The organism is Collinsella sp. BA40 (genome assembly GCF_008014645.1).
Taxonomy (GTDB): Bacteria; Actinomycetota; Coriobacteriia; order Coriobacteriales; family Coriobacteriaceae; genus Collinsella.
The window spans coordinates 33,953-55,269 of sequence record NZ_VOWY01000014.1 but is presented as its reverse complement, the minus strand read 5'-3'; the positions used below and the strand labels follow the sequence as shown (position 1 = coordinate 55,269).

12 protein-coding genes are annotated in these 21,317 nt (G+C 66.2%); 5 read left to right on the top strand and 7 right to left on the bottom strand.

All coding sequences use genetic code 11. The annotated features are described in order from the left end of the window. Nucleotides 1-696: 696 nt before the first annotated feature. Together E4J93_RS06910 and E4J93_RS06905 are read right to left on the bottom strand one after the other, a co-directional pair. Nucleotides 697-4,731, bottom strand: a complete 4,035-nt coding sequence (locus E4J93_RS06910; RefSeq protein WP_147588735.1) for a glycoside hydrolase domain-containing protein — start codon at nt 4,729-4,731, stop codon at nt 697-699. Nucleotides 4,732-5,128: 397 nt separating this feature from the next. Next, entirely contained in the window at nt 5,129-5,557 is a 429-nt protein-coding gene (locus E4J93_RS06905) for an Rrf2 family transcriptional regulator (protein WP_147588734.1), read from the bottom strand. Between the two features lie 332 nt (nt 5,558-5,889). Here E4J93_RS06905 and cysK point away from each other — a divergent pair, with 332 nt between their 5' ends. Further along, entirely contained in the window at nt 5,890-6,825 is a 936-nt protein-coding gene (gene cysK, locus E4J93_RS06900; RefSeq protein WP_147588733.1) for a cysteine synthase A, read from the top strand. Between the two features lie 97 nt (nt 6,826-6,922). Beyond that, nucleotides 6,923-8,056, top strand: a complete 1,134-nt coding sequence (mnmA, locus tag E4J93_RS06895; RefSeq protein ID WP_147588732.1) for a tRNA 2-thiouridine(34) synthase MnmA — start codon at nt 6,923-6,925, stop codon at nt 8,054-8,056. 131 nt (nt 8,057-8,187) lie between these two features. Here the strand turns inward: mnmA and fucO are convergent, their stop codons facing one another. Further along, complete coding sequence (gene fucO, locus E4J93_RS06890) at nt 8,188-9,348, bottom strand: lactaldehyde reductase (RefSeq protein ID WP_147588731.1); 1,161 nt, start codon at nt 9,346-9,348, stop codon at nt 8,188-8,190. 106 nt (nt 9,349-9,454) lie between these two features. After that, complete coding sequence (locus E4J93_RS06885; RefSeq protein ID WP_187231646.1) at nt 9,455-10,129, bottom strand: YoaK family protein; 675 nt, start codon at nt 10,127-10,129, stop codon at nt 9,455-9,457. 590 nt (nt 10,130-10,719) lie between these two features. Between E4J93_RS06885 and mgtA the strand changes: the two genes are divergently transcribed. Next, nucleotides 10,720-13,482, top strand: coding sequence for a magnesium-translocating P-type ATPase (gene mgtA, locus E4J93_RS06880; RefSeq protein WP_147588729.1), 2,763 nt, complete (start codon nt 10,720-10,722; stop codon nt 13,480-13,482). A gap of 28 nt (nt 13,483-13,510) precedes the next feature. On the opposite strand, the gene E4J93_RS06875 is transcribed toward mgtA, so the two are convergent. Beyond that, nucleotides 13,511-14,560 (bottom strand): hypothetical protein, encoded by a 1,050-nt coding sequence (locus E4J93_RS06875; protein WP_147588728.1) that lies wholly within the window; start codon nt 14,558-14,560, stop codon nt 13,511-13,513. Nucleotides 14,561-14,765: 205 nt separating this feature from the next. On the opposite strand from E4J93_RS06875, the gene E4J93_RS06870 reads away from it, so the two are divergent. Together E4J93_RS06870 and E4J93_RS06865 are read left to right on the top strand one after the other, a co-directional pair. Then, the gene (locus tag E4J93_RS06870) at nt 14,766-15,425 is read left to right on the top strand and encodes an HAD family phosphatase (RefSeq protein WP_147588727.1); all 660 of its coding nucleotides are present in this window, start codon (nt 14,766-14,768) and stop codon (nt 15,423-15,425) included. Nucleotides 15,426-15,602: 177 nt separating this feature from the next. Next, nucleotides 15,603-17,825 (top strand): YgiQ family radical SAM protein, encoded by a 2,223-nt coding sequence (locus tag E4J93_RS06865; protein ID WP_255431959.1) that lies wholly within the window; start codon nt 15,603-15,605, stop codon nt 17,823-17,825. Between the two features lie 105 nt (nt 17,826-17,930). Here the strand turns inward: E4J93_RS06865 and E4J93_RS06860 are convergent, their stop codons facing one another. Next, complete coding sequence (locus E4J93_RS06860) at nt 17,931-19,013, bottom strand: CPBP family intramembrane glutamic endopeptidase (RefSeq protein WP_147588726.1); 1,083 nt, start codon at nt 19,011-19,013, stop codon at nt 17,931-17,933. Between the two features lie 141 nt (nt 19,014-19,154). Further along, nucleotides 19,155-21,173: a DEAD/DEAH box helicase gene (locus E4J93_RS06855; protein ID WP_147588725.1), complete on the bottom strand. Its 2,019-nt coding sequence runs from the start codon at nt 21,171-21,173 to the stop codon at nt 19,155-19,157. Between the last annotated feature and the right edge of the window lie 144 nt (nt 21,174-21,317).

The window sequence follows — 21,317 nt, the reverse complement described above, 5'->3', positions numbered from 1 at the left end:
AGGAAATAGAAGCCCGAGAGATGGGAGGCTTTTCCATGATGATCTACAACAGATCGGTGAGGGAGCTGGCCTGCGGCCTCTTCAACCGCGGGCTCGAATCTTCGCGTCAGGTTTCCGCGCGCGAACGGCGTTCGGCGGCGATTCCTCCCGGCGGGCCGCGGCGGCGGGCTCTCCCCGTCAGGTTTCCGCGGGCCGCGGGCGCCTCCGCGCGCATCGCTCCCGAAAAGGACGTGGGGCCGCGGTTTCCTGACGCGCGGCGCGCCCGAAAGGGCCCGATGGCGTCAGGAAAGCGCGGTCGCGGGCCTCCGGCGTCGGGTTTCCGGAAGAGCTCTCGGATGGAACGGCTTTTCCTCTCGATAAGGCGGCGCCGGGCCGCGTCCCCCGCCGAGCCGCCGCCGCGGGACCGGCGGAGCGGCCTTCCCCCGGCGGGCCGCCCTCGGGGCGGGCCGGGGCGCCCTCCCCCCGATAAGCCAGCGCCGAGGGGCCGCGGCATGGAAGAGGGGGCCGGCCCGGAAGCCGGCCCCCTCGCGTCGGGGATATGTCGGCGGAAGCGCCCCGGCACGCGCCGGGGACCGCGACCCCCGGCGGCGCGGGCGCCGCCCAGCGGCGGCCCCGTGCTCGGAAAGGCGCCCGTCCCCTTTCCGAGCGCGCGCCCCTCTCGGAAAAGTGCCTGTCCCCTTTCCGAGGGGGCGGTGCCTACTTCAGGTCCACCAGGTCCTTCTCCGCCATGCGCTGCAGGAACGCGGCCATGTCGCAGCGGACGATCCGGTCGTAGGGGCGGAACGTCCTCGTGCCGTCCCCGGCGGTCCAGCCGGTGGAGACGCCGGAGGCGGCCAGCCACAGCACGGCCCCGCGGTGCGGCGTGTCCCTCGCGACGTCCGCGAAGGCGTCCTTCGCCTCGAACTCGGGCTCGCCGGCCATGCGGTACAGGAACGCGGCCATGTCGCAGCGGGCGATCTCGGCGTAGGGGCGGAACTCGGCCTTGCCGTCGGCGCCCTTGTAGCCGGTGGAGATGCCCTCCGCGGCGAGCCACAGGATGGCGTCGCGGTGCGGGGTCTTCTCGTCCACGTCGGCGAAGGCCGGGGTCTTATTGACGTCGAACTCCGGCTCGCCGGCCAGGCGGTAGAGGAAGGCGGCCATGTCGGCGCGCTTCACCGTGGCGTAGGGGCGGAACTCGAAGGCGCCGTCGCCGTTGTCCCAGCCCTTGGTGACGCCGTTGGCTGCCAGCCACTCGACCTCGGCCCTGTGCGACGTGTCCTCGTCGACGTCGACGAAGGCGACCTTCTCGACGGGCTTCAGGCCGGCGCGGGCGTCGGCCAGGGCCTTCGCGGCGGCGTCGACCGCCTTCTGGTCGGCCTCGGCGTCGGCCAGGACCTTCTCGGCGGACTTCAGGGCGCCGGCGAACGGGTGCCAGGTCATGGTCTTGTAGTCCTCGGCCTTGAGGGCGCGGGCCTCCTCGACCGCTGCCTCGAGGGCTGCCTTGTCGACCTGCGGGGCCTCTTCCTTCTTCAAGCCGGCATGGGCGTCGGCGAGCATCTGCAGCGCGAGGTCGACGTCGGCCTGGCCGGCCTTGTCGCTCTCGAGGACCGTCTTCGCGGTCCTGAGGGCGGACTCGAAGGCCTTCCAGGAGTCGGCGGTGTAGCCGTCGGCCGCAAGGTCCTTGACCTCGTCGTACTTGGCCTGGAGGGCGGCCTTGTTCACCTGCGGGGCAGCATGGTCCTCGGCGTACTCGCGCGCGACCTGGGTCAGCTCGGTATAGACGCGGTCGGACTCGGAGTGGGCCAGCATGCGATCGGCTTCAGAAGAGGGGACGTTGTTCGAGCCGTTGGGGAACTGCATGGAATCGAACGATGCCTTTACGGTAGCCGCCTGCCCGGCGGTACCGTTCTCCTCGAGATAGCGGGCCTTGCAAACGTCACGGATTCCCTGCTTGAACAGTTCGTAACGAGGCGAGCTGTAGTACCCCTTGGGGTTTTCAGCCAGCTTGGCCGGATCGTACACGCCGTCCACACCCAGCTCGAGCGGATAGATGAACCACGCGTCGCCCGGCTCCCAGTTGACGAACGTGGTATCGCCGTACATGTCGTTGGTCCAGGCATCGAGCGCCCAACGAAGGTAGCCGTCGGTATGGAGCGCCTGCGAATACAGCGCGGACCAGTAGGTATCGCCTGGGTCGGCCTGCTGGGAGCTATTGGGGTAGTCGCCCGTGCAGGTATACATCGTCGTCTCGAGGCCCTGTTCGCGGCGAGCATCGACGAACGCATACCATTCGTCCATGGACCAGGAGCTCAGTACGTGCTTCTGACCGACGGAGATGTCGTCGAGGTACTGGTCCTCGCCCACCTGGTCGGGAGCGTAGTTGATGGCGGCGGCGGTCTTCAAGGCCGCGCCCGCGGCGTTCTTGTGCTCCTTGATGAACTTGCAGACACCATCGATAGCAGGGCGCTCATCGAAGGCGATGTAGGTGATGTCGAACCAGCCCTTCTCCTCGAGGTGCGCGATGAAATCCTCCAGGAACGGCGTCCAGATCTGCTGCCACTGCTTCGAGAGCGGCGTGAGGTCCACCTTCACGAGCTCACCCGTTGCGGCATCCGTGTAGGTCACGCGGTTGTTCCACGGAATCATGGAGTAGCACTTGATCTTGCCGCGGCCGGAGGCGGGGTCGATCACGCCGCACTCGATACCGAACTCGACCCACCTATCGAAGAGCGTGTAGTCGTAATCCCAGCCATCGGCGGTCTTGGTCCACTGGACCATACCCTTGTCGGAGTAGTAGCACTGATGGCCCCATGCCTCATCCACGATGTTGGCGACCAGGTCGTCGCCTCCCATGGCGGCATAGTCCTCAAGGGTCCCCTTGTAGTATTGACGGAAATCGTCATCCAGGAACTTGTCGATGGGCGCATCCGTGCCCACGGTAGCGCCCCACAGGCCGCTACCGCCCTGGCCGCCCCAGATGGTGCTCTTGCCGAAGTAGTAACCCGTAGCGGAGAAGGGGTGCTGCCACAGCTGCACGCTATAGCCGACCTCTTGCGGCGCGGGCTGCTCGATGCCGATGACCTCGAGCGTGTAGCTCAACGGATACTCGACGTCGCCCGCCTTGACCGTCAGGACACCCGTGTATACGCCGGGCGCGGCGTCAACGGGAACGTTGAGGGTCACCCATGCGAAGCGAAGCGTCTCGGCCGGGATGTCGATACCGGTATTGGGATAGCAGATGACATCGGGATAGCTGACCTTGCGTCCGGACATGCCGCGATTGGCGTCGGCGATCACCTCGCGCAGCCACCGCACCTCGACGTTGGAGGCATCGATGACGTCGCCGTTCGCGGTGGTGAAGTCCCCCACCTCGATGGTCACGCCATCCACCTGGTGGTCGCGGGTGGCGACGCCGATCTTGGAAGCGCGCGCATCGCCGAGCCAGGCGACGTCGCTCCATTCATCGGCGAAGGTGGTCATAGCATCCTCGTACGCGCTCGCCGGCAGATCGAGCAGCTTCTCGTCGCCGACGAAGGCGTTGAAATCGCGGACCTTCGGATAGACCGTCACCTCGACGGAAGCGTTCACATCGCTGCCCTCGACGGACGCCGTGATGGTAGCCGTCGCCTTCCGAGCGACCTCCTTGGCCGTCACGACGCCGTCCTCGACCGTGGCCACATCCTCGTTGCTGGAGCTCCATGCAACCGGGACGGGATCGGCCAGCGCGGGCAGGAGCGTATAGGAAAGCTCGCGCTGCTTGCCGGCCTCGAGGGCGAAGTCATCGGTATCGAGCGTCATGCCGCTCACCTTGATGGGCTTATGGACGACGTCGGCGAAGTCGAGCTGAATGGTATCGGTCTCGCCCACGTTGGTGATCACGAGCTCATGTACCCTGTTCTCGAGCTTTTCGGACGTAAAGAGCACCTGCTGGTGCTTTCCGCTCGCGGTACCCGCGTTGAAGGTGCCCGCGACCTTGCCGTCGATCGCAAACTGATAGGTGCTGTGCGCGCGATTCAGGCTGCCGCCCACGATAACCTGGGTGCCCTCGAAATACAGCGTCGCCTTGGCATCCTTGCCATGGGAATACATCTCATCGCCCGCCGAGAAGAGGTCGGGATGCGTATTGCCATACGTCCAATCGCCATCGAAGCGCCAGTGGAACAGCTCTTCCCCATCGGTGCGCGCGCCCACCTCGACGCGGGACGTGATATCGCGATCGGGGTCCAGCTCGACGTTCTTGGCGATCGCGTATTGCAGCGACACGCCCAGCGCGTCCACGGCAGCGGGGTTGGTCTTCTCGAGTACCTCGATATGGGCGACGTGTGCCCCTTTGCCGAGCCCGTTCAACGCAACCAAGAGCTGATCGGACTCACGGGACGCAGCGTAGCAGTCCGCTTCCACGGGATCGCCTTCGTCGACGGCCACCTTGATGAAGCGATGGTTCGGCGCCTTGATGCCGTACAGCTCGAGACCGTCTCCCTCGAAGGAGATGTCGACCGTAGCGCCCACGCTATTGGACCAATGCTCGGTGCTCGCGGCATCTCCCGACCCGCCACCGGTCCATCCGCCGTTGTTGGCGCCGCCTCCTGAGTAGCTCCAACGGGGATCGGTATCGTCGATGATCACGTCGACGCCCGCCGCCCGCGCCTCAGCCCACGCGCGCAACGGCGCATATGCGACGGTACAGCACAGGAGCACGGCGACTACCAGCAACGCTCCCTTCCACCATCGAGAGTTGGCAACTGTTCTCATGCGATCCCCCGTCCTCTTTCGGCCGGGCGCGCGCCACGGCCTGCCTTGTCAAAACCGCAGCCTCAAAAACGCTGCAGATACAACAAGTTATAGTACGGAGCCCGCCCTGCCTCAAACAACGCGGCGCAACCCCGCACGAGCGGTGTCGGCCCGCAAGCGAACGGCGTTCATTTCTCCTAGACAATCACACGGCGCGGCAGGCATGGCCTATCGACCGGCCGTCGAGACGACGATTCCGGAAGAACGCCCGCGCACCAGCAGACCACGACGGCGAGGGCCCGGACGAGCCGCGCCCGCATATCGCCCCGCATCGCACGGCCGCGGCAACGTGCCGTAAAAACGGGGGTGCCAGACATACCGGACACCCCCGAACCTCGCAAAAACGCGCGAACCTTCCCTAGATCGTGTAATCCAGCCCACGCGGGGCGCAACGTAGATCCTCGATGGTCACTCCATCGAGATACGACGAGATGAGCGTATCGAGCTGCGTCCACATCCCTACCGTAGGACATTCATCGGTGCGGGGACAGGCGCCGCACGTCCCGTTCAAGCAGGCAACCGGAGCCAACGTGCCCTCGGTCAGACGCAGGATCTGCCCCACCGTGAACTCGGACGGGTCCTTGGTGAGACGATAGCCACCGCCCTTGCCGCGCATGCCCGTGAGCACCTTGTTGCGCACCAACGTGGACAAGATGTTCTCCAGGTACTTCTCGGATACGTCCTGACGATCGGCGATCTGCTTCAAGGGAATTCTCCCGTCCCCCTGGTGCTCGGCCAGATCAACCATGACGCGCAGGGCGTACCGACCCTTCGTGGATACCAACATGTAACCACCTCCTCCCGACGTGAATGGTGGATTTATGGTAACAGACGTGTATCAAATGGCGAATATCCGAACGCAATCAAAGGCACGACTGGACGGTTTTCAACGACGGACGGTGATGGAAAACATGCTGCTGACGTGCGGTAACGCAAGGGGGTGTGCGATTGCCCGCTCGTTGCGCCTGTGAGCCGCCCATCGAATCCTGGTTGCAAATTTGAAACAAATCGCTTTACACGTGCATATACTCTTGACGAGCCGAATATTCATGGTTAACTAGTTCCAATTTATCCAGCATTTTCCCATCAATATTATGGGTTGCATCAAAAGGAGTCGCCATGCCACAGGTCTACACCAGCATCGACCAGCTTATCGGCAACACCCCGCTCCTCGAGCTCACGCATATCGAGGCGGCCGAGAACCTCCAGGCGCGCGTCCTGGTGAAACTCGAGTACTTCAACCCCGCCGGCTCGGTCAAGGACCGCGTCGCGCGAGCCATGATCGACGCCGCCGAGGAACGCGGAGACATCGCCCCCCACGCCGGCTACACCATCATCGAACCCACGTCGGGCAACACCGGCGTCGGCCTTGCCAGCGTTGCGGCCGCGCGCGGCTACCGCCTCGTCATCACCATGCCCGAAACCATGAGCATGGAGCGACGCCAGCTCATGCGCGCCTACGGCGCCGAGCTCGTGCTCACCGACGGCGCGCTCGGCATGAAGGGGGCCATCGCCAAGGCCCAAGAGCTCGCACGCCAGATACCCGGGAGCATCGTCGCCGGCCAGTTCGAGAACCCCGCCAACCCCGCCGCGCACGTCGCCGGTACCGGCCCCGAAATCTGGCGCGACACCGACGGCGCCGTAGACATCTTCGTCGCGGGTATCGGCACCGGCGGAACCATCACCGGCGTCGGCACCTATCTCAAACAGCAAAACCCCGCTATCCGCGTGGTGGGCGTGGAGCCGGCCGACTCCCCCGTTCTCACGCAAGGCCAGGCGGGCCCTCATAAGATCCAGGGAATCGGCGCGGGCTTCGTGCCCGAGGTCCTCGACACGCGGATCTACGACGAGGTGCTCGTTGTCGAAGCCGCCGATGCATTCGCCACGGGCAGGCGCCTGGGCAGCGAGGAGGGCGTGCTGGTTGGAATCTCGTCCGGTGCGGCAACATGGGCGGCACTCGAGCTGGCACGTCGCCCGGAAAACGCCGGTAAGACAATCGTGGCCCTGCTCCCCGATACCGGCGAGCGCTACCTCTCCACACCGCTCTTCTCATAACGGACCTCGCGCGGTGCGCGCCGCGATACACTAATAACTTCACGTCCCGGCGCGCGATCCCTCGCGCCCGTACTCCAACCACGTCAAGGAGAACCCCATGTCCGCTGCCAGCGCACCTCGCTCCCGCGTCCTCGTCGCCATGAGCGGCGGCGTCGACTCGAGCGTCACCGCGCACCTGCTGCTCAAGCAGGGCTACGAGTGCATCGGCGCCACCATGCGCCTCTACGACGGCGCGACGGCCGGTCGCGATTCCGAACGCGCCTGCGATAACGAGCGCGATATCCGCGACGCCGCAGCGCTCGCCGCGCAGCTCGGCATCGAGCACCGCGTCATCGACTGCCGCGAGCAATTCGACCGCGACGTGATCGAGCGATTCGTGAGCGCCTACGAGACGGGGCTCACCCCGAATCCCTGCGTGCTGTGCAATCGCAGCCTCAAGTTCGGGCGGCTCTTCGAGATCGCCGATGAACTGGGTTGCGACTACGTCGCCACGGGCCACTACGCGCGCATCGAGCGCGACGACGACGGCAGCGCGCTCCTCGCCAAAGCGGCCGACGCCACCAAGGACCAGAGCTATTTCCTCTACACGCTCACACCTGACAAGCTCGCGCGCACGCTCTTCCCGCTTGGAGGGCTCATCAAAGAGACCGACGTGCGCCGCATCGCCGAGGAACAGGGCTTCGCCATCGCGAAAAAGGGCGACAGCCAAGGCATCTGCTTCGTACCCGATAACGACTTCGCCCGCTTCATCGAACGCCGACGTGACCGCGAGCTGCCGGATGGCCCCATCGTCAACGCCGCCGGAGATGTCCTCGGCACCCATCACGGCGCGATTCGCTACACGATCGGCCAGCGCAAGGGACTCGGCGTGGCCATGGCGCACCCCGTGTTCGTCACGAGCATCGACGCCGCCTCCAACACCGTCGTACTTGGCGAGAGCGAGGACCTCGACGCCAGCGGGCTCGTGGCATGCGACTGGACCTGGAGCGTGCCGGCCCGCGAAGCGCAGGCAGCCCTCGACGCCGCCGGCGACACGGGCATCGCGGTCTGCGCGAAGGTCCGCTATCGTCAACCAGACCAGGAAGCCCGCCTCATGCGGGGCCGGCACGACGGCGAGATGGCCCTGCTCTTCGAAGCGGCGCAGCGCGCCATCGCGCCGGGCCAGGCGGTCGTTGCGTATCGGGGCGACATCGTCTTGGGCGGTGGAACAGCCGTGCGCGCCCTCGCCTAGCGACGCGGCCCCGTCTGGCTGTTCGAATCCCGTCTTTCAAAACCAGGCGCACCCCTATCGGGCACCAGATGCAAAAGGGCCTCGGAGTCGCGACTCCGAGGCCCGAATGCGCTTTATCGAGATTCAGCGAGCTACGCCATGATCTGGCGGAACATGCCCATGACGTCGTCGTAGGAAGCCTCGCGGGGGTTGCCCGGGAAGCAGGCGTCGGCCATGGCGTCGCGGGTGAGCGTGTCGAGCTCCTCCTCGGTGATGGCCTCGCACACCGTCGGGATGTTCACATCGACGGAAAGCTGCTTGACGGCGGCGATGGCGGCGTCGGCGGCCTCGTCGGTGCTCATACCGGTGGTGTCGACGCCCATGGCCTCGGCGACCTTGGCCAGGCGCTCGGTCACGACGGGCTTGTTGAACTCCATCGCGATGGGCAGCAGCATGGCGCAGGCCACACCATGCGGGGTGTCGAAGTGCGCGGAGAGCGTGTGGGCCATGGAGTGGTCGACGCCCAGACCGACGTTGGAGAAGCCCATGCCGGCGATGTACTGGGCGAGCGCCATGCCCTCGCGGCCGGAGCCGGGAACGCCGCTCTTGGCCTCGGCGACGGCGTCGCGGAGGTTCTTGGAGATGAGCTCGATCGCCTTGAGGTGGAACATGTCGGACATCTCCCAGGCGCCCTGGGTGGTGTAGCCCTCGATGGCGTGGGTGAGCGCGTCCATGCCGGTGCTGGCGGTGAGGCCGGCGGGCATGGTGGCCATCATCTCGGGGTCGACGACGGCGACCTCGGGAGCGTCGTTGGTGTCGACGCAGACGAACTTGCGGACCTTCTCGACGTCGGTGATGACGTAGTTGATGGTGACCTCGGCCGCGGTGCCGGCGGTGGTGGGCACGGCGATGGTGAACACGGCATGGTTCTTGGTGGGGGCGACGCCCTCGAGGCTGCGCACGTCGGCGAACTCGGGATTGGTGATGATCACGCCGATGGCCTTGGCGGTGTCCATGGCGGAGCCGCCGCCGATGGTCACGATGGAGTCCGCCTCGGCGGCCTTAAAGGCCTCGACGCCATCGACGACGTTCTGGATGGTGGGGTTGGGCTTGATGTCGGAGTAGACGCTGTAGGCGATGCCCGCCTCGTCCAGAAGGTCGGTCACCTTGGTGGCGACGCCGAACTTCACCAGGTCGGGATCGGTGCAGACGAAGACTTTCTTGTAACCGCGGCGCTGGAGCTCGCCGGGGATCTCCTTGATGGCGCCCGCGCCATGATAGGAGATGGTGTTGAGAACTATGCGATTAGCCATGATGTGCCTCCTTGCACGGAATCACGGAGCACGCCCGCCGGCAGCGTCGGCGGCACGGTCCGCGCTAGCACCATGATACCCGCAAACGCGCCGCGCCGATGCGGGGCTACAGCGCATCGGCCCCTCTCGCTTCGCGATCGGAAAACATCAAGACGAACGCCACGAACAGCAGTAGCGAGCACAGCGAGATAGCCTGCAGGCCGAATCGTTCCAAGCACCAGTTGCCCAAGATCGCACCGGCCACGAAGCACACGATCACACCGAAATACAGCAGGCCGTTCACCAGGAACCCGCGCCTGTGGGTGATGATGTAATCATCCACGTTCTGCAGCGCGCTGCGCAGGTTGCCGATGCACATCGTGGTCGCCACGCCGCGTCCGTGGATCTTGCGGAAACTCTCGACCTGCATGCCGCATGCCAGGGAAGTCAGGCAGTTCGCCGCCAGGTTGTACCGCGCATCGATGAACCCCACGCCCAGCAAGATAAGCGCCTCGGCGACGACGGTCACCTGTCGCCAGTGGATCGCGCTCGCGAAACGCACGTGCACCAGGTCGCTCACCATGATACCGACGGCAAAGGAGAGGACGGGCAGCAGGAAGCTTGCAGCCAAGCCGAATTCCCCCTGGGAAAGATGGACGCCCGTCAACAAGATGTTGCCCGTCTGCGCATTGGCAAACACGCCGCCGCGGCCCATATAGGAATACACATCCATGAAGCCGCCCACCAGCGCCAGGATGATCCCCAGCTCGATAGACTCCGAAACCTGCTTCGCCCGCTGCACGCGACCCCTTCCCTCGCCACTCTGCCGGCTCATCAAACAAGCCAGCCTCCCCAGGGTACGGCACGGGCGCGAGCGCCCGCAACATCCATGCGCCATATTTAATGACAAAGCGTCCCGGGCACCCGACAATTCCCTTACATTCATGAAAGAGTTTTGTAGACGTTGACGGCGCCCTCGCCAAACCTATAATTCGTGTCGGTTAAATTAAACGGCCACGAGCCCCGCCCGCAAGGAGGTGCACCATGGATAGCGTTCCCAGTCATAGTAGCCGCAATGCGACGCGCTATCGATTGCGCACCGGGCGGGCGCATCGGGCCAACGGCCTGCCGCTCTAACGGCACGGCACCCCGCGCTCGTCGAGCGAGCCCATCCCAGCACATCGATCCATAGCACGGCGCATCAAGCACGCCATACCGAGTGCACGCCCCTTCGGCGCGCCCTCATCGCATAGCTTCGGCACGCGTGAACGGCCCCACGGGCCTCGTTCGAGCATGCCGGACCCATGCGCCATGGCTGCCGGCGGCATACTCCAACCCTCTCTTGGCAACACGGCCCTCGATCCGGAAGGCCCCATCGACAGGAGGTGCGATATGTCCAAGCTGACGCGCACGATCCACCAGCTCCACCAGCTGCGCAACCAGAAGCAGACCATCCAGACCAGCGAGCTCGACCGCCTCGTCGTGTTCGCCGCGACGCACGAGCCCCGCGAGCTCTTCTCCCAGTTCGGGACCGGCGAGCACGGCCTCGATCCCACGCTCGCCGCCGAGCTCACCGGCGCCTACGGCAAGAACATCGTCGAGGAGGAGGAGGAGCACGACAGCGCGCTGAAGCGCCTCGCCGAATCCTTCGTGAGCCCCTTCACCCTCATCCTCGCCGTCCTCGTAGGCATCTCGCTCTACACCAACGTCATCCTCGCACCCGCCGGCGAGGCCGACCCCTCCACCGCCATCATCATCGGCATCATGGTGATCATCTCCGGCGTGCTGCGCTTCACGCAGGAAGCCAAGAGCGTCAGCGCCGCCAGCGCGCTGAAAGACATGGTCACCACCACCTGCTGCGTGGTGCGCGAGGGCGACGGTCCGGCGGGCACCGAGATCCCCATGGAGGACGTCGTCCCGGGCGACATCGTGCGCCTCTCCGCCGGCGACATGGTCCCCGCCGACGTGCGCATCATCGCCGCGAAGGACCTCTTCATCACGCAGGCCGCCCTCACCGGCGAGAGCGAGCCGGTCGAGAAGACGGCCGACGCCGTCGAGATCCCCTACCACGGCCGCGGCACCGCGCTCGCCATCGACGACTGCACCAACATCGCCTTCTCGGGAACGACCGTGCAGAGCGGCTCCGCCACCGCGCTCGTGCTCTGCACCGGCGGGCACACCTATCTCGGTCGCGTCGCCCGCGCGCTCGACACCAAGCCCGCGCGCACCAGCTTCGACGTGGGCGTCGCAGCCGTCTCGCGCGTCCTGGTAGCGTTCATGCTCATCATGTGCCCCATCGTGTTCGTTGTGAACGGCCTCACCAAGGGCGACTGGCTGGATGCGCTCCTGTTCTCGATCTCCATCGCCGTGGGGATCACCCCGCAGATGCTGCCCGTGATCGTGACCACGTGCCTTGCGCGCGGGGCTACCACCATGTCGCGCCACGACGTCATCGTGAAGAACATCAACGCCATCCAGAACCTGGGCGCCATGGATGTACTGTGCACGGACAAGACCGGCACGCTCACCCAAGACAAGGTCATCCTCGAGCGCCACATGGACGTGATGGGCCGCGATGACGACCGCGTCCTGCGCCACGCCTACCTCAACAGCTATTACCAGACCGGCCTGAAGAACCTCATCGATGTCGCGGTGATCGAGAAGATGGACGAGCTCGCCGCCGTCGAGGCCGCATACGCCGGCATCGACAGCCGCTACACCAAGGTCGACGAGATCCCCTTTGACTTCGAGCGCCGCCTCATGAGCGTCGTCGTGGCCGATGCCGCGGGCAAAACGCAGCTCATCACCAAGGGCGCGGTCGAGGAGGTCCTCGGGGTCTGCACCGACGTAGAGTACGACGGCCGCGTGCAGCCGCTCACCGACGAGCTGCGCCGGCTTGTCATCGAACGCGTGCACGGCTTCAACGACGAGGGCATGCGCGTCATAGCGGTGGCTCAAAAGACCGGCCCGCGCCCGGCGGGCGCCTTCTCGACTGCCGATGAATCCAACATGGTCCTCATCGGATACCTGGCGTTCCTCGATCCGCCCAAGGAGAGCGCCGCTGCCGCCGTGGCGACGCTGGCCGAGTACGGCGTCAACGTGAAGGTCCTCACCGGCGATAACGAGGGCGTCGCCGCGGCGGTCTGCCGCAAGGTGGGCATCGACCCCTCCAATATGCTGCTCGGCAACGAGGTCGACGCGTTGGACGACGCCGAGCTCGCCGAGCGCGCCGCGCGCACGCAGCTCTTCGCCAAGCTCTCTCCGCTGCAGAAGCAGCGCGTGGTGAGCGTGCTGCGCGAGCGCGGCGGGCACACTGTTGGCTTCATGGGCGACGGCATCAACGACGCGGCCGCCATGCGCGCCAGCGACTGCGGCATCTCGGTCGACACCGCCGTCGACATCGCCAAGGAGAGCGCCGACATCATCTTGCTCAAGAAGGACCTGCTCGTGCTCGGCCGCGGCATCATGGAGGGCCGCCGCACCTACGGCAACACCATCAAGTACATCAAGACCACCGCGAGCTCGAACTTCGGCAACGTGTTCTCGGTGCTGGTCGCCAGCGCGTTCCTCCCCTTCCTGCCCATGACGGCGCTCCAGCTGCTGCTGCTCGGCGTCGCCTACACCATCAGCTGCACCGCGATCCCCTGGGACAACGTCGACGACGAGTTCCTGCGCGAGCCCAAGACCTGGGACGCCAAGTCCATCGTATCGTTCATGCTGTGGCTCGGTCCCACCAGCTCGGTCTTCGACATCCTCACCTACGCGGCGATGTTCTTCTTCATCTGCCCCCTCGTGGTCGGGGCGCCCTTCGCCGAGCTGGCCAGCCCGGCGCAGATCGCCCTGTTCGCCGCCGTCTTCCAGAGCGGCTGGTTCGTCGAGTCCATGTGGACCCAGACCTTCGTGCTGCACATGCTGCGCACCGAGCACGTACCCTTTATCGGAAGCAAGCCGGCGGCCTCCCTTACCGCGCTCACCGTGGGCGGCGTGGCGCTGGTCACGGCCCTGCCCTACATCCCAGGCCTCAACGCAGCACTTGGCTTGCAGCCGCTGCCGCTGCCCTTCTTCGGCCTGCTGCTCGCCTGCATGGCGCTCTATCTGCTGCTGTGCGGCGCCGTCAAGGCGATCTACGTCCGCCGTTACGGCAGCCTGCTGTAGCGATCCACGCGCGCCGGCCCGCCGCGGTCTAGCCATGGGCCGCCGCGGACCGGCGCGCGCTCGAGCCGAAGCCGATGGTTCGGCGGCGGACCCCAAGGATCTCCGCAAGGTGCGAAATCAAGATCTCGCATCTACGCTCCTCGGAAATCTGCCGATATGTGATACGCACCACCTTGGCCCCCATATTCTCCAGCGCGAGCGCCCGATCGTCATCCGCTGCCGCCGTACCCCATCCACCGTGGACCATCGCACCTTGGCACTCCAGGATCGTAAGCGGCCTTCCAGCCCTCGCCGACCATACCAAGTCGCCCTTTACGTATGATGAGCCGCAGATCTTCCGCGCGTCTGCATCGAGGTCGATTCTCACGTTGTTCCGCACGCCCGCAAAACCCGCCCCGCCAAGGGCCCGTGAAGAAGCCAGCAGGACCGATGCGCGCGCCTCGAACGGACTGGCTGTCACGCCGGTAACATACCTCCTGGCAAGAGCAAGGTTCTTGATTCCATGCATCCCCGCGTTCGCCTCGATGAACGCATCGAGCTCATCGAGGGTAAGGAGCGCCGGACGGCTCCAGAGATCGCTCCCAGCGGCACTCCCGCTCCGATCGGCAGTGATGCCGCGCTCCTTGGCAATGACATCGCAAGCGACTCGGCCCCAATCATCCAACGAGATTCTTCTTATGCCGCCTATCGCCTCCCGGTAGATTTCTTCAAGTTCGGGACTCGGCGCGAAGACGGTAAACGTCCCCACGAACTCATAGATGAGAAGCGCGAGGTGCACGATGGATACATAAGGGGAAACCATCAAAAGAGTGAGGACGGGAGACGTCACGGCAAAATCGAAGGGCGTGTCGACGATGGCACCGGCGGGAAGATCGGAGCTCCAGAAACGCGGCGCGACCACGTTGGAGATTGGCGTTTGATTTCCGTTAGACTCGCACGTCGGCGAGACCTGGATCCCATCATGGCGCAAGCTTATAGCCGCTATCGAAATCATCCATCGAATACAAGCGCGGCGTGGGGACAACGAGAGAAGAGGGGCATCGCCGCGGCGAAGTGCAATCCTAACGACTTTTCCCATCAACTCCCGAAACTGCCCCGCATGACAAGCTCGCTCCAATTCCATGAGCTGGCATTCTCTTCTTACTGATTGCTTGGCTACTCTGAGTTTTTCAAATTCGATGGGAAAAATCGGCAAGATCGCGCATTCCAGTCCAAAAATCGCCACGCAATGAAAGCCGGGCTGCTACCATGCAGTGAACCCTGCGAGACGAGGAGCGCATCAGATGCAAGCGATCATATTCGATATGGACGGCACGCTCGTGGATACCGAGCGCGTGAGCCAGGCGGCGTGGCGCGCCGCGGCACGCGACTTCGACATCGTCATTCCCGAACACATCCTGCACGCCTTCGTAGGCTGCAGCATTCCCAACGCCATGAAAATGATCGACGAGGAGTTCGGCGACCCCGACTTCACGGTCCGCCTCTTCGACCGTCGCCACGAGATCTTCGAGGCCACTTGGGAAGACGAACTCGAGCTCAAACCCGGCGCCGCCGAAGCCGTCGCCGCCGCGCGCGCAACCGGCGCGGCCGTCGCCCTCGCCACCTCGAGCGTGCGCGATCGCGCCCGCACCAGCATGGAGCGCTTCGGACTCATGGAGCTTTTCGACGTCGCCGTATTCGACGAGGATATCCAGCACCACAAACCGGCCCCCGATGTCTACCTCGTCGCCGCCGACCGCCTCCACGTCGATAACGCGCGCTGCATCGCCGTGGAGGACTCCTTCAACGGCGTGCGCGCGGGAGCCGCGGCGGGCATGCGCGTGCTGATGGTCCCCGACTACAACGAGCCCACGCCCGAGATCCGCGCCCTCTGCACCGAAGTGCTTCCCACCCTCCACGAGCTGCCGCCCGCACTTCAGCGGCTGAGCGCCTCCCGCCTCTAGCCGAGCGGGCCGCGCAGGCTGGATGGGCCACACGGCCCACATGGCCGCATGGAGAAACCGGAGCCAGCTGAGGACTCCGCAATTGCGGTTTATGAATCGACCTGAGCACCGCAGCGATGGCGGGACCCGTGCATAGCGTATGCTTGGACGCGATCGACTCCTACGAAAGCGAGCAGCATGTCCAAGCATTCCCATAAACACGCGTCCTCCGCTCCCAAAAAGAGCTCCAAGCGAACCGCGGGCCCTAAGGCCGACACCGCACGCGGACACGCGGACGGCGCACGCCCCGACGGCCCGGCCCCGCAGGGACGGGCCGCGAACGCCAACGGTCGCGACGTGCGCGGACCGCAGCAAAAGCAGCCCGTAGCCAGCCGCGCTGTGCATCCCAAGGGCCGCCCCGCCCGCGATTCCTTCCTGCCCGTCTCCCGCGCGGACATGGACGCGCGCGGCTGGGACGCCTGCGACTTCGTCTACGTCTGCGGCGACGCCTACGTCGACCACCCGAGCTTCGGCATGGCCATCATCTCGCGCGTGCTCGAGCACGCGGGATATCGCGTCGGAATCATCTGCCAGCCCGACTGGACCGACCCCGCGAGCATCTCCGCGCTGGGCGAGCCGCGCCTGGGCTTCCTCGTCTCCGCGGGCAACATGGACTCGATGGTCAACCACTACACCGTCAACAAGAAGCCGCGCCACGAGGACGCCTACACCCCCGGTGGACGTGCGGGCGCGCGCCCCAACCGCGCCGTCACGGTCTACGGCAACCTCATCCGCCGCACGTACAAGGACAAGCCCATCATCATCGGAGGCATCGAGGCGAGCCTGCGGCGGCTGGCCCACTACGACTACTGGCAGGACAAGCTCAAGCGCTCCGTGCTGCTCGACTCCGGCGCCGACCTGCTGATCTACGGCATGGGCGAGCACGCGATCGTCGAGATAGCCGACGCGCTGGCCGGCGGTCTGCCCGCGAGCCAGATCACCTACGTGGACGGCACCGCCTACCGCACGAGCGGCGCGGGCGCGCTCGACGAGGTCTACGACTACGAGCTGCTCCCCTCCTGGGACGAGCTCGAGGCGGACCGCCTCGCCTACGCGCGCAGCTTCAACATCCAGCAGCAGAACATGGACCCCATCACCGGCGGGCGCCTGGTCGAGCCGTATCCCAACGGCGTCTACGTGGTGCAGAACCCGCCGTCGGCGCCCCTCACCACCGCCGAGATGGACGAGGTGGCCGAGCTGCCCTACGCGCGCCACTGGCACCCCGACTACGACGCGGCCGGCGGCATCCCCGCGTTCGACGAGATCCGCTTCTCCATCTCCAGCAACCGCGGCTGCTTCGGCGAGTGCTCCTTCTGCGCGCTCGCCTTCCACCAGGGCCGCATGCTGCAGGTCCGCAGCCGCGAGAGCATCATCCGCGAGGCCGAAGCGCTCACGCGCGACCCCGAGTTCAAGGGCTACATCAACGACGTGGGCGGCCCCACCGCCAACTTCTTCAAGCCCGCCTGCAAGAAGCAGCTCACCCACGGCGTGTGCAAGAACCGCCGCTGCCTGTGGCCGAGCGTCTGCCGCAACATGGACACGAACGAGGACGAGTACGCCGAGCTCCTGCGCGACCTGCGACAGATCCCCGGCATCAAGAAGGTCTTCGTGCGCAGCGGCATCCGCTTCGACTACACCATGGCCGACGCGAGCGACAAGTTCCTGGTGGAGCTCCTGCAGCACCACGTGAGCGGCCAGCTGCGCCTGGCGCCCGAGCACGTCAGCGACGCCGTCCTCTCCGTGATGGGCAAGCCGCGCCGCGAGGTCTACGACGCTTTCGTCGAGCGCTTCGAGCGCCTCTCGGCCGAGTACGGCCTCAAGCAGTACGTGGTCCCCTACCTCATCTCGAGCCATCCGGGCTCCACCATGAAGGAGGCCGTCGAGCTGGCCTGCGCCGTGCGCGACATGGGCTACATGCCCGAGCAGGTGCAGGACTTCTACCCCACGCCGTCGACGATGTCCACCTGCATGTTCTACACCGGCGTGGACCCGCGCACCATGGAGAACGTCTATATCCCGCGCGACCCGCACGAGAAGGCCATGCAGCGCGCGCTCATCCAGTACCGCAAGCCCGAGAACTACAAGCTCGTGCGCGAGGCGCTGCTGCGCGCCGGGCGCGAGGACCTCATCGGCTACGGACCCAAGTGCCTGATCCGCCCCGTCCCACCGGCGGGCTCCGGATCCAAGGGCGGCACGGGCAAGAATCGCGACGGCGGCAAACGCGGCGGATACGGGCATGCGGGCGGCAACGCAGCCGGCAAGGGCGGCGCCTACGGGCGCACGGGCAAGGGCGCGGCGGGCACCAACCCGCACGCGCGCAACCGCGCCGCACAGGGCCGCCAGGGCGCCAACCGGCATTAAAAACGACCCCGCCGCCCTTCGTCACGATCGGACGGAAGGCGGCGGGGCCGAAATCATTCGCAAGCAAGGGGTAGGCGCGCGGCAGGCGAACCCGCTCCCCTGGCATCACTCTGGGCCGAGCACGTCCTCGTTGCAAGCGACAGGGGCCGGCTGCTCGCCGGTCGATGCGCCGTCGAGCGAAGCGACGGGAGACGCGGGGGCGGCAGGGGCGCCGGAGCACCAGACGCGCGCGAACAGCAACGCACCGCCGACCAGGGAACCCATGCCGATCACCAGGAACCACGTCGTCCCCACCAACTCGGGCAGCCACGCGCTCAGCTCGAACAGCGGGTCGATCAGGAACGAGGACGCGTTCACCGCCAGATGCAGGCCGACGGCGTAGCGCAGTTTACCCGTCTTCCAATACACCCAACCCAAGATCAAGCCAAGCGCGAACGCATATGCGCCTTGAACGATGTTGAGATGCATGAAGCCGAACGCCGCAGCCTGCAGCGCATTGCCAGCTAGGAACGCGACCGCGCCCACGGAGGTGTCGCGCGCGCCGACGCGCGAGCGCCATACGGGGCTCGCCGCCCGCAAACCGTACTCAAGCAGGATGCCGCGACATACGATCTCCTCGGACACGGGGGCTAGGATAACCGTAGTCAAGACGTTAAGCGGACTCAACACGCCGATGCCGGCATCCTCCATCAGCTCGTTGTAATCCTCGATGAGCACCGGCGCGATCAGCGATACAAGGGTGAGCAGCAAACTGATGACCACCTGGAGGCCGAGCCCCAAAAGCAGCAGCGAAACCCAGGCGCGAAGCACATCGGCAGTCGACCTCCGCGGCAAGGAGCGGCAACGAGTGCTTACGAGCGAACGCGCGAGCACCTGGCGCCACCACGGCAGCGTGATCGCAATGACCGAAAGCTGGGCGACGAGCACGCCGATATCCATGGCGAACGGATCGAGCGTATCCGCCGAAACGGAGACGGCGCCGTCCATCACACACGTGGCGAGCATCGCGGCCAGGACGCTGACGACGCCCATAGCGCCCAACACGGCCGCCGTCGTGCCGACTACGGCAAGCGTCCAGGCGATGAAGGCGCGGGCGCGCGAGGCAGGCGCCGTGCCCTCGTGGACGGACCCGCCATCCGACTCGGAGGGCATGGGCGCGTGGCGACCGTCCCGACACTCGAAATCCATAATGCCCCTTTCCCCGTATGATTCGTTGCGATGAGAATACCCCAAGGCGCGATAGGTTGACACGAAATGACAGCCGACGTCGCACCCGAAGACGCAAACGGCCGGATAGGGCGCACCCTATCCGGCCGTACGGTCTATAGCCTATCGACGTCCGCCGCGGTCCCCCGGGCGACGGCTGCCGCCACGCGGGGCATAGCTGCCGCGGTTGTCGCGACCGCCGGCGCGCCCGCCGCGGGCGCCGCCGCGACCACGCCGCTCGCTCGGCTCGTCGTAATTGCGCCACGTATCGCGTTTATCGCGCGGAGACGCCAGCACTTCCTCGCCGTTGCGCGTGCGATTCGGACGGTCGGAGCGATATCCGCCAGCGTCGCGCTTACCGCGCGAGCGCTGACCGCGCTCGGAGCGGGAACGGTCGTTGCCGGAACGACGGTGCTCATCGCGAGCACGGCCGCCGTCCTGTTCGACCTCGCCGAAATACACCCCGGCTGCCCGGGCGCGCAGCGCGGGACCGCTCGAGGCGCCCTTGGAGCGACCGCCGCGACCGGACGGACGACCCTCCTTGCGCGGCCGTTCGACGCGTTCCGCCGTCGTCGCCTCTTCTGCGCGAACGCGCGTCTTGCCCGCACGCTTGCGGCGCGAGGGCTTGGGAGCCTCGGCCGCAGCCTCGTCGTGCGGACCCTCGGGACGCTCGAAGCGCTTATCGTCAGAACCCGCTACGGCGGCGCGCTCGGCACGGCCACCGCGCTCGGCGCGGGAACGCTCGCCCGCGCCGCCGCTGCGACCCGTGCGCTCGCTATCGGCCGAACGGCCGCGGCCGCCCCTGTTGCCCGAGCGCTCGGAGCGCGCCTCGGCCTTGGCGCGACGACGCTTCTTGGCCTTCTTGCCCGCGGGCTTGGAGGCGGGGACGCGGTCCGGATCGACCACGGGGGCGCCCACGCCCACATCGAGGCCCTCGGCGTCGTACAGGTCGGCGGTTTTGCCCATCAGCGCCTCGATGTCGAAGAACTCATCGATATCCTGCGAAGTCACGATCGTGAGCGCCCAGCCCATCTCGCCGGCGCGGCCCGTGCGGCCGATGCGGTGGATATAGTCCACGGGCTCCTCGGGTACGTCGAAGTTCACCACGTAGCGCACGTCGGTGACGTCGATACCGCGCGCCAGGACGTCGGTCGCCACCAGCACGTCGCAGCGACCCTGGCGGAACGCCTTCAACGCGCGCTCGCGCTGGGCCTGGCTGCGGTCGCCATGAATCGCGGCGCAGGAAATACCCGCGCGCTCCAAACGGCGGCAGCAGGTGTCGGCGCGGCGCTTCGTACGCGTGAACACGATGACGCGCTCGGTCCCCTCGCGCTTGAGGATCTCGGTGAGCACGCCGTTCTTGGCGTCGCCGGAAACGGGCAGCAGGAACTGGTCGACGGTCTCGGCCGTGGAGGTGGCCGGAGCGATCTCGACGCGGGCGGGATCGTTTACCAGCGAGGTGATGGCACCGACTTCCTTCTCGTCGAGCGTCGCCGAAAACAGCAGGGTCTGGCGGTCGGCGCGCGTCTGACCAACGATCTGGCGCACCGCGGGCAAAAAGCCCATGTCGAGCATGCGATCGGCCTCGTCGAGGACGAGGACCTGCACCTCGTCGAGCATGCAGGCGCCCTGCTCGATGAGGTCGACCAGGCGGCCGGGCGTTGCCACGAGGATATCGCAGCCGCGCCTGAGGGCGCTCTTCTGCGGGTTATACGACACGCCGCCCACCACGGTCACGGCCGTATGGCGCGTATGGTAGGCGATCTTCTTGCATACGGAATCGATCTGCTGCGCCAGCTCGCGCGTCGGCGTAACGATCAGCATGCGCGGACCGCAGCCCACGGACATCGCGCGACCGCGGGCGCGCTTCACGCGCGGCAGGGTGCTCATCGTCGGCAGCAGGAAGGCGGCCGTCTTGCCGGTGCCGGTCTGGGCGGCGGCGAGCAGGTCGCGACCGGCGAGCACCTGGGGGATGGCGCCCGCCTGGATGGGGGTAGCGGATTCATAGCCAAGATCCTCGATGGCAGCGAGAACCTCGTCGGAGAGGCCGAGCCCCTCGAAGCTCGCGGGCGTCTCATCGACAGCGTTTTCGACCTGCAGGTTCTCGGTGTCCTGCAGGACCTCTTCATTCTGTGCAGTCATGCAATTGTTCCATTCTGGCGGCGGCGCGCCCATACTGGGGGCTCACATGCGCAGCCGCAGGTAAGCGTGATATCAAAACGACGTGCAAGCGGTAAGGACGAACCGCGCACGGGCAGATTTGCCAGCCGCGCCAGAGCGCGGGGC

Coding starts and splice junctions, on each gene's coding strand:
- E4J93_RS06910 (WP_147588735.1), bottom strand. CDS start 4,731: ATGAGAACAGTTGCCAACTCTCGATGGTGGAAGGGAGCGTTGCTGGTA.
- E4J93_RS06860 (WP_147588726.1), bottom strand. CDS start 19,013: ATGGATTTCGAGTGTCGGGACGGTCGCCACGCGCCCATGCCCTCCGAG.
- E4J93_RS06905 (WP_147588734.1), bottom strand. CDS start 5,557: ATGTTGGTATCCACGAAGGGTCGGTACGCCCTGCGCGTCATGGTTGAT.
- E4J93_RS06870 (WP_147588727.1), top strand. CDS start 14,766: ATGCAAGCGATCATATTCGATATGGACGGCACGCTCGTGGATACCGAG.
- E4J93_RS06865 (WP_255431959.1), top strand. CDS start 15,603: ATGTCCAAGCATTCCCATAAACACGCGTCCTCCGCTCCCAAAAAGAGC.
- E4J93_RS06855 (WP_147588725.1), bottom strand. CDS start 21,173: ATGACTGCACAGAATGAAGAGGTCCTGCAGGACACCGAGAACCTGCAG.
- mgtA (WP_147588729.1), top strand. CDS start 10,720: ATGTCCAAGCTGACGCGCACGATCCACCAGCTCCACCAGCTGCGCAAC.
- cysK (WP_147588733.1), top strand. CDS start 5,890: ATGCCACAGGTCTACACCAGCATCGACCAGCTTATCGGCAACACCCCG.
- mnmA (WP_147588732.1), top strand. CDS start 6,923: ATGTCCGCTGCCAGCGCACCTCGCTCCCGCGTCCTCGTCGCCATGAGC.
- fucO (WP_147588731.1), bottom strand. CDS start 9,348: ATGGCTAATCGCATAGTTCTCAACACCATCTCCTATCATGGCGCGGGC.
- E4J93_RS06875 (WP_147588728.1), bottom strand. CDS start 14,560: ATGGGAAAAGTCGTTAGGATTGCACTTCGCCGCGGCGATGCCCCTCTT.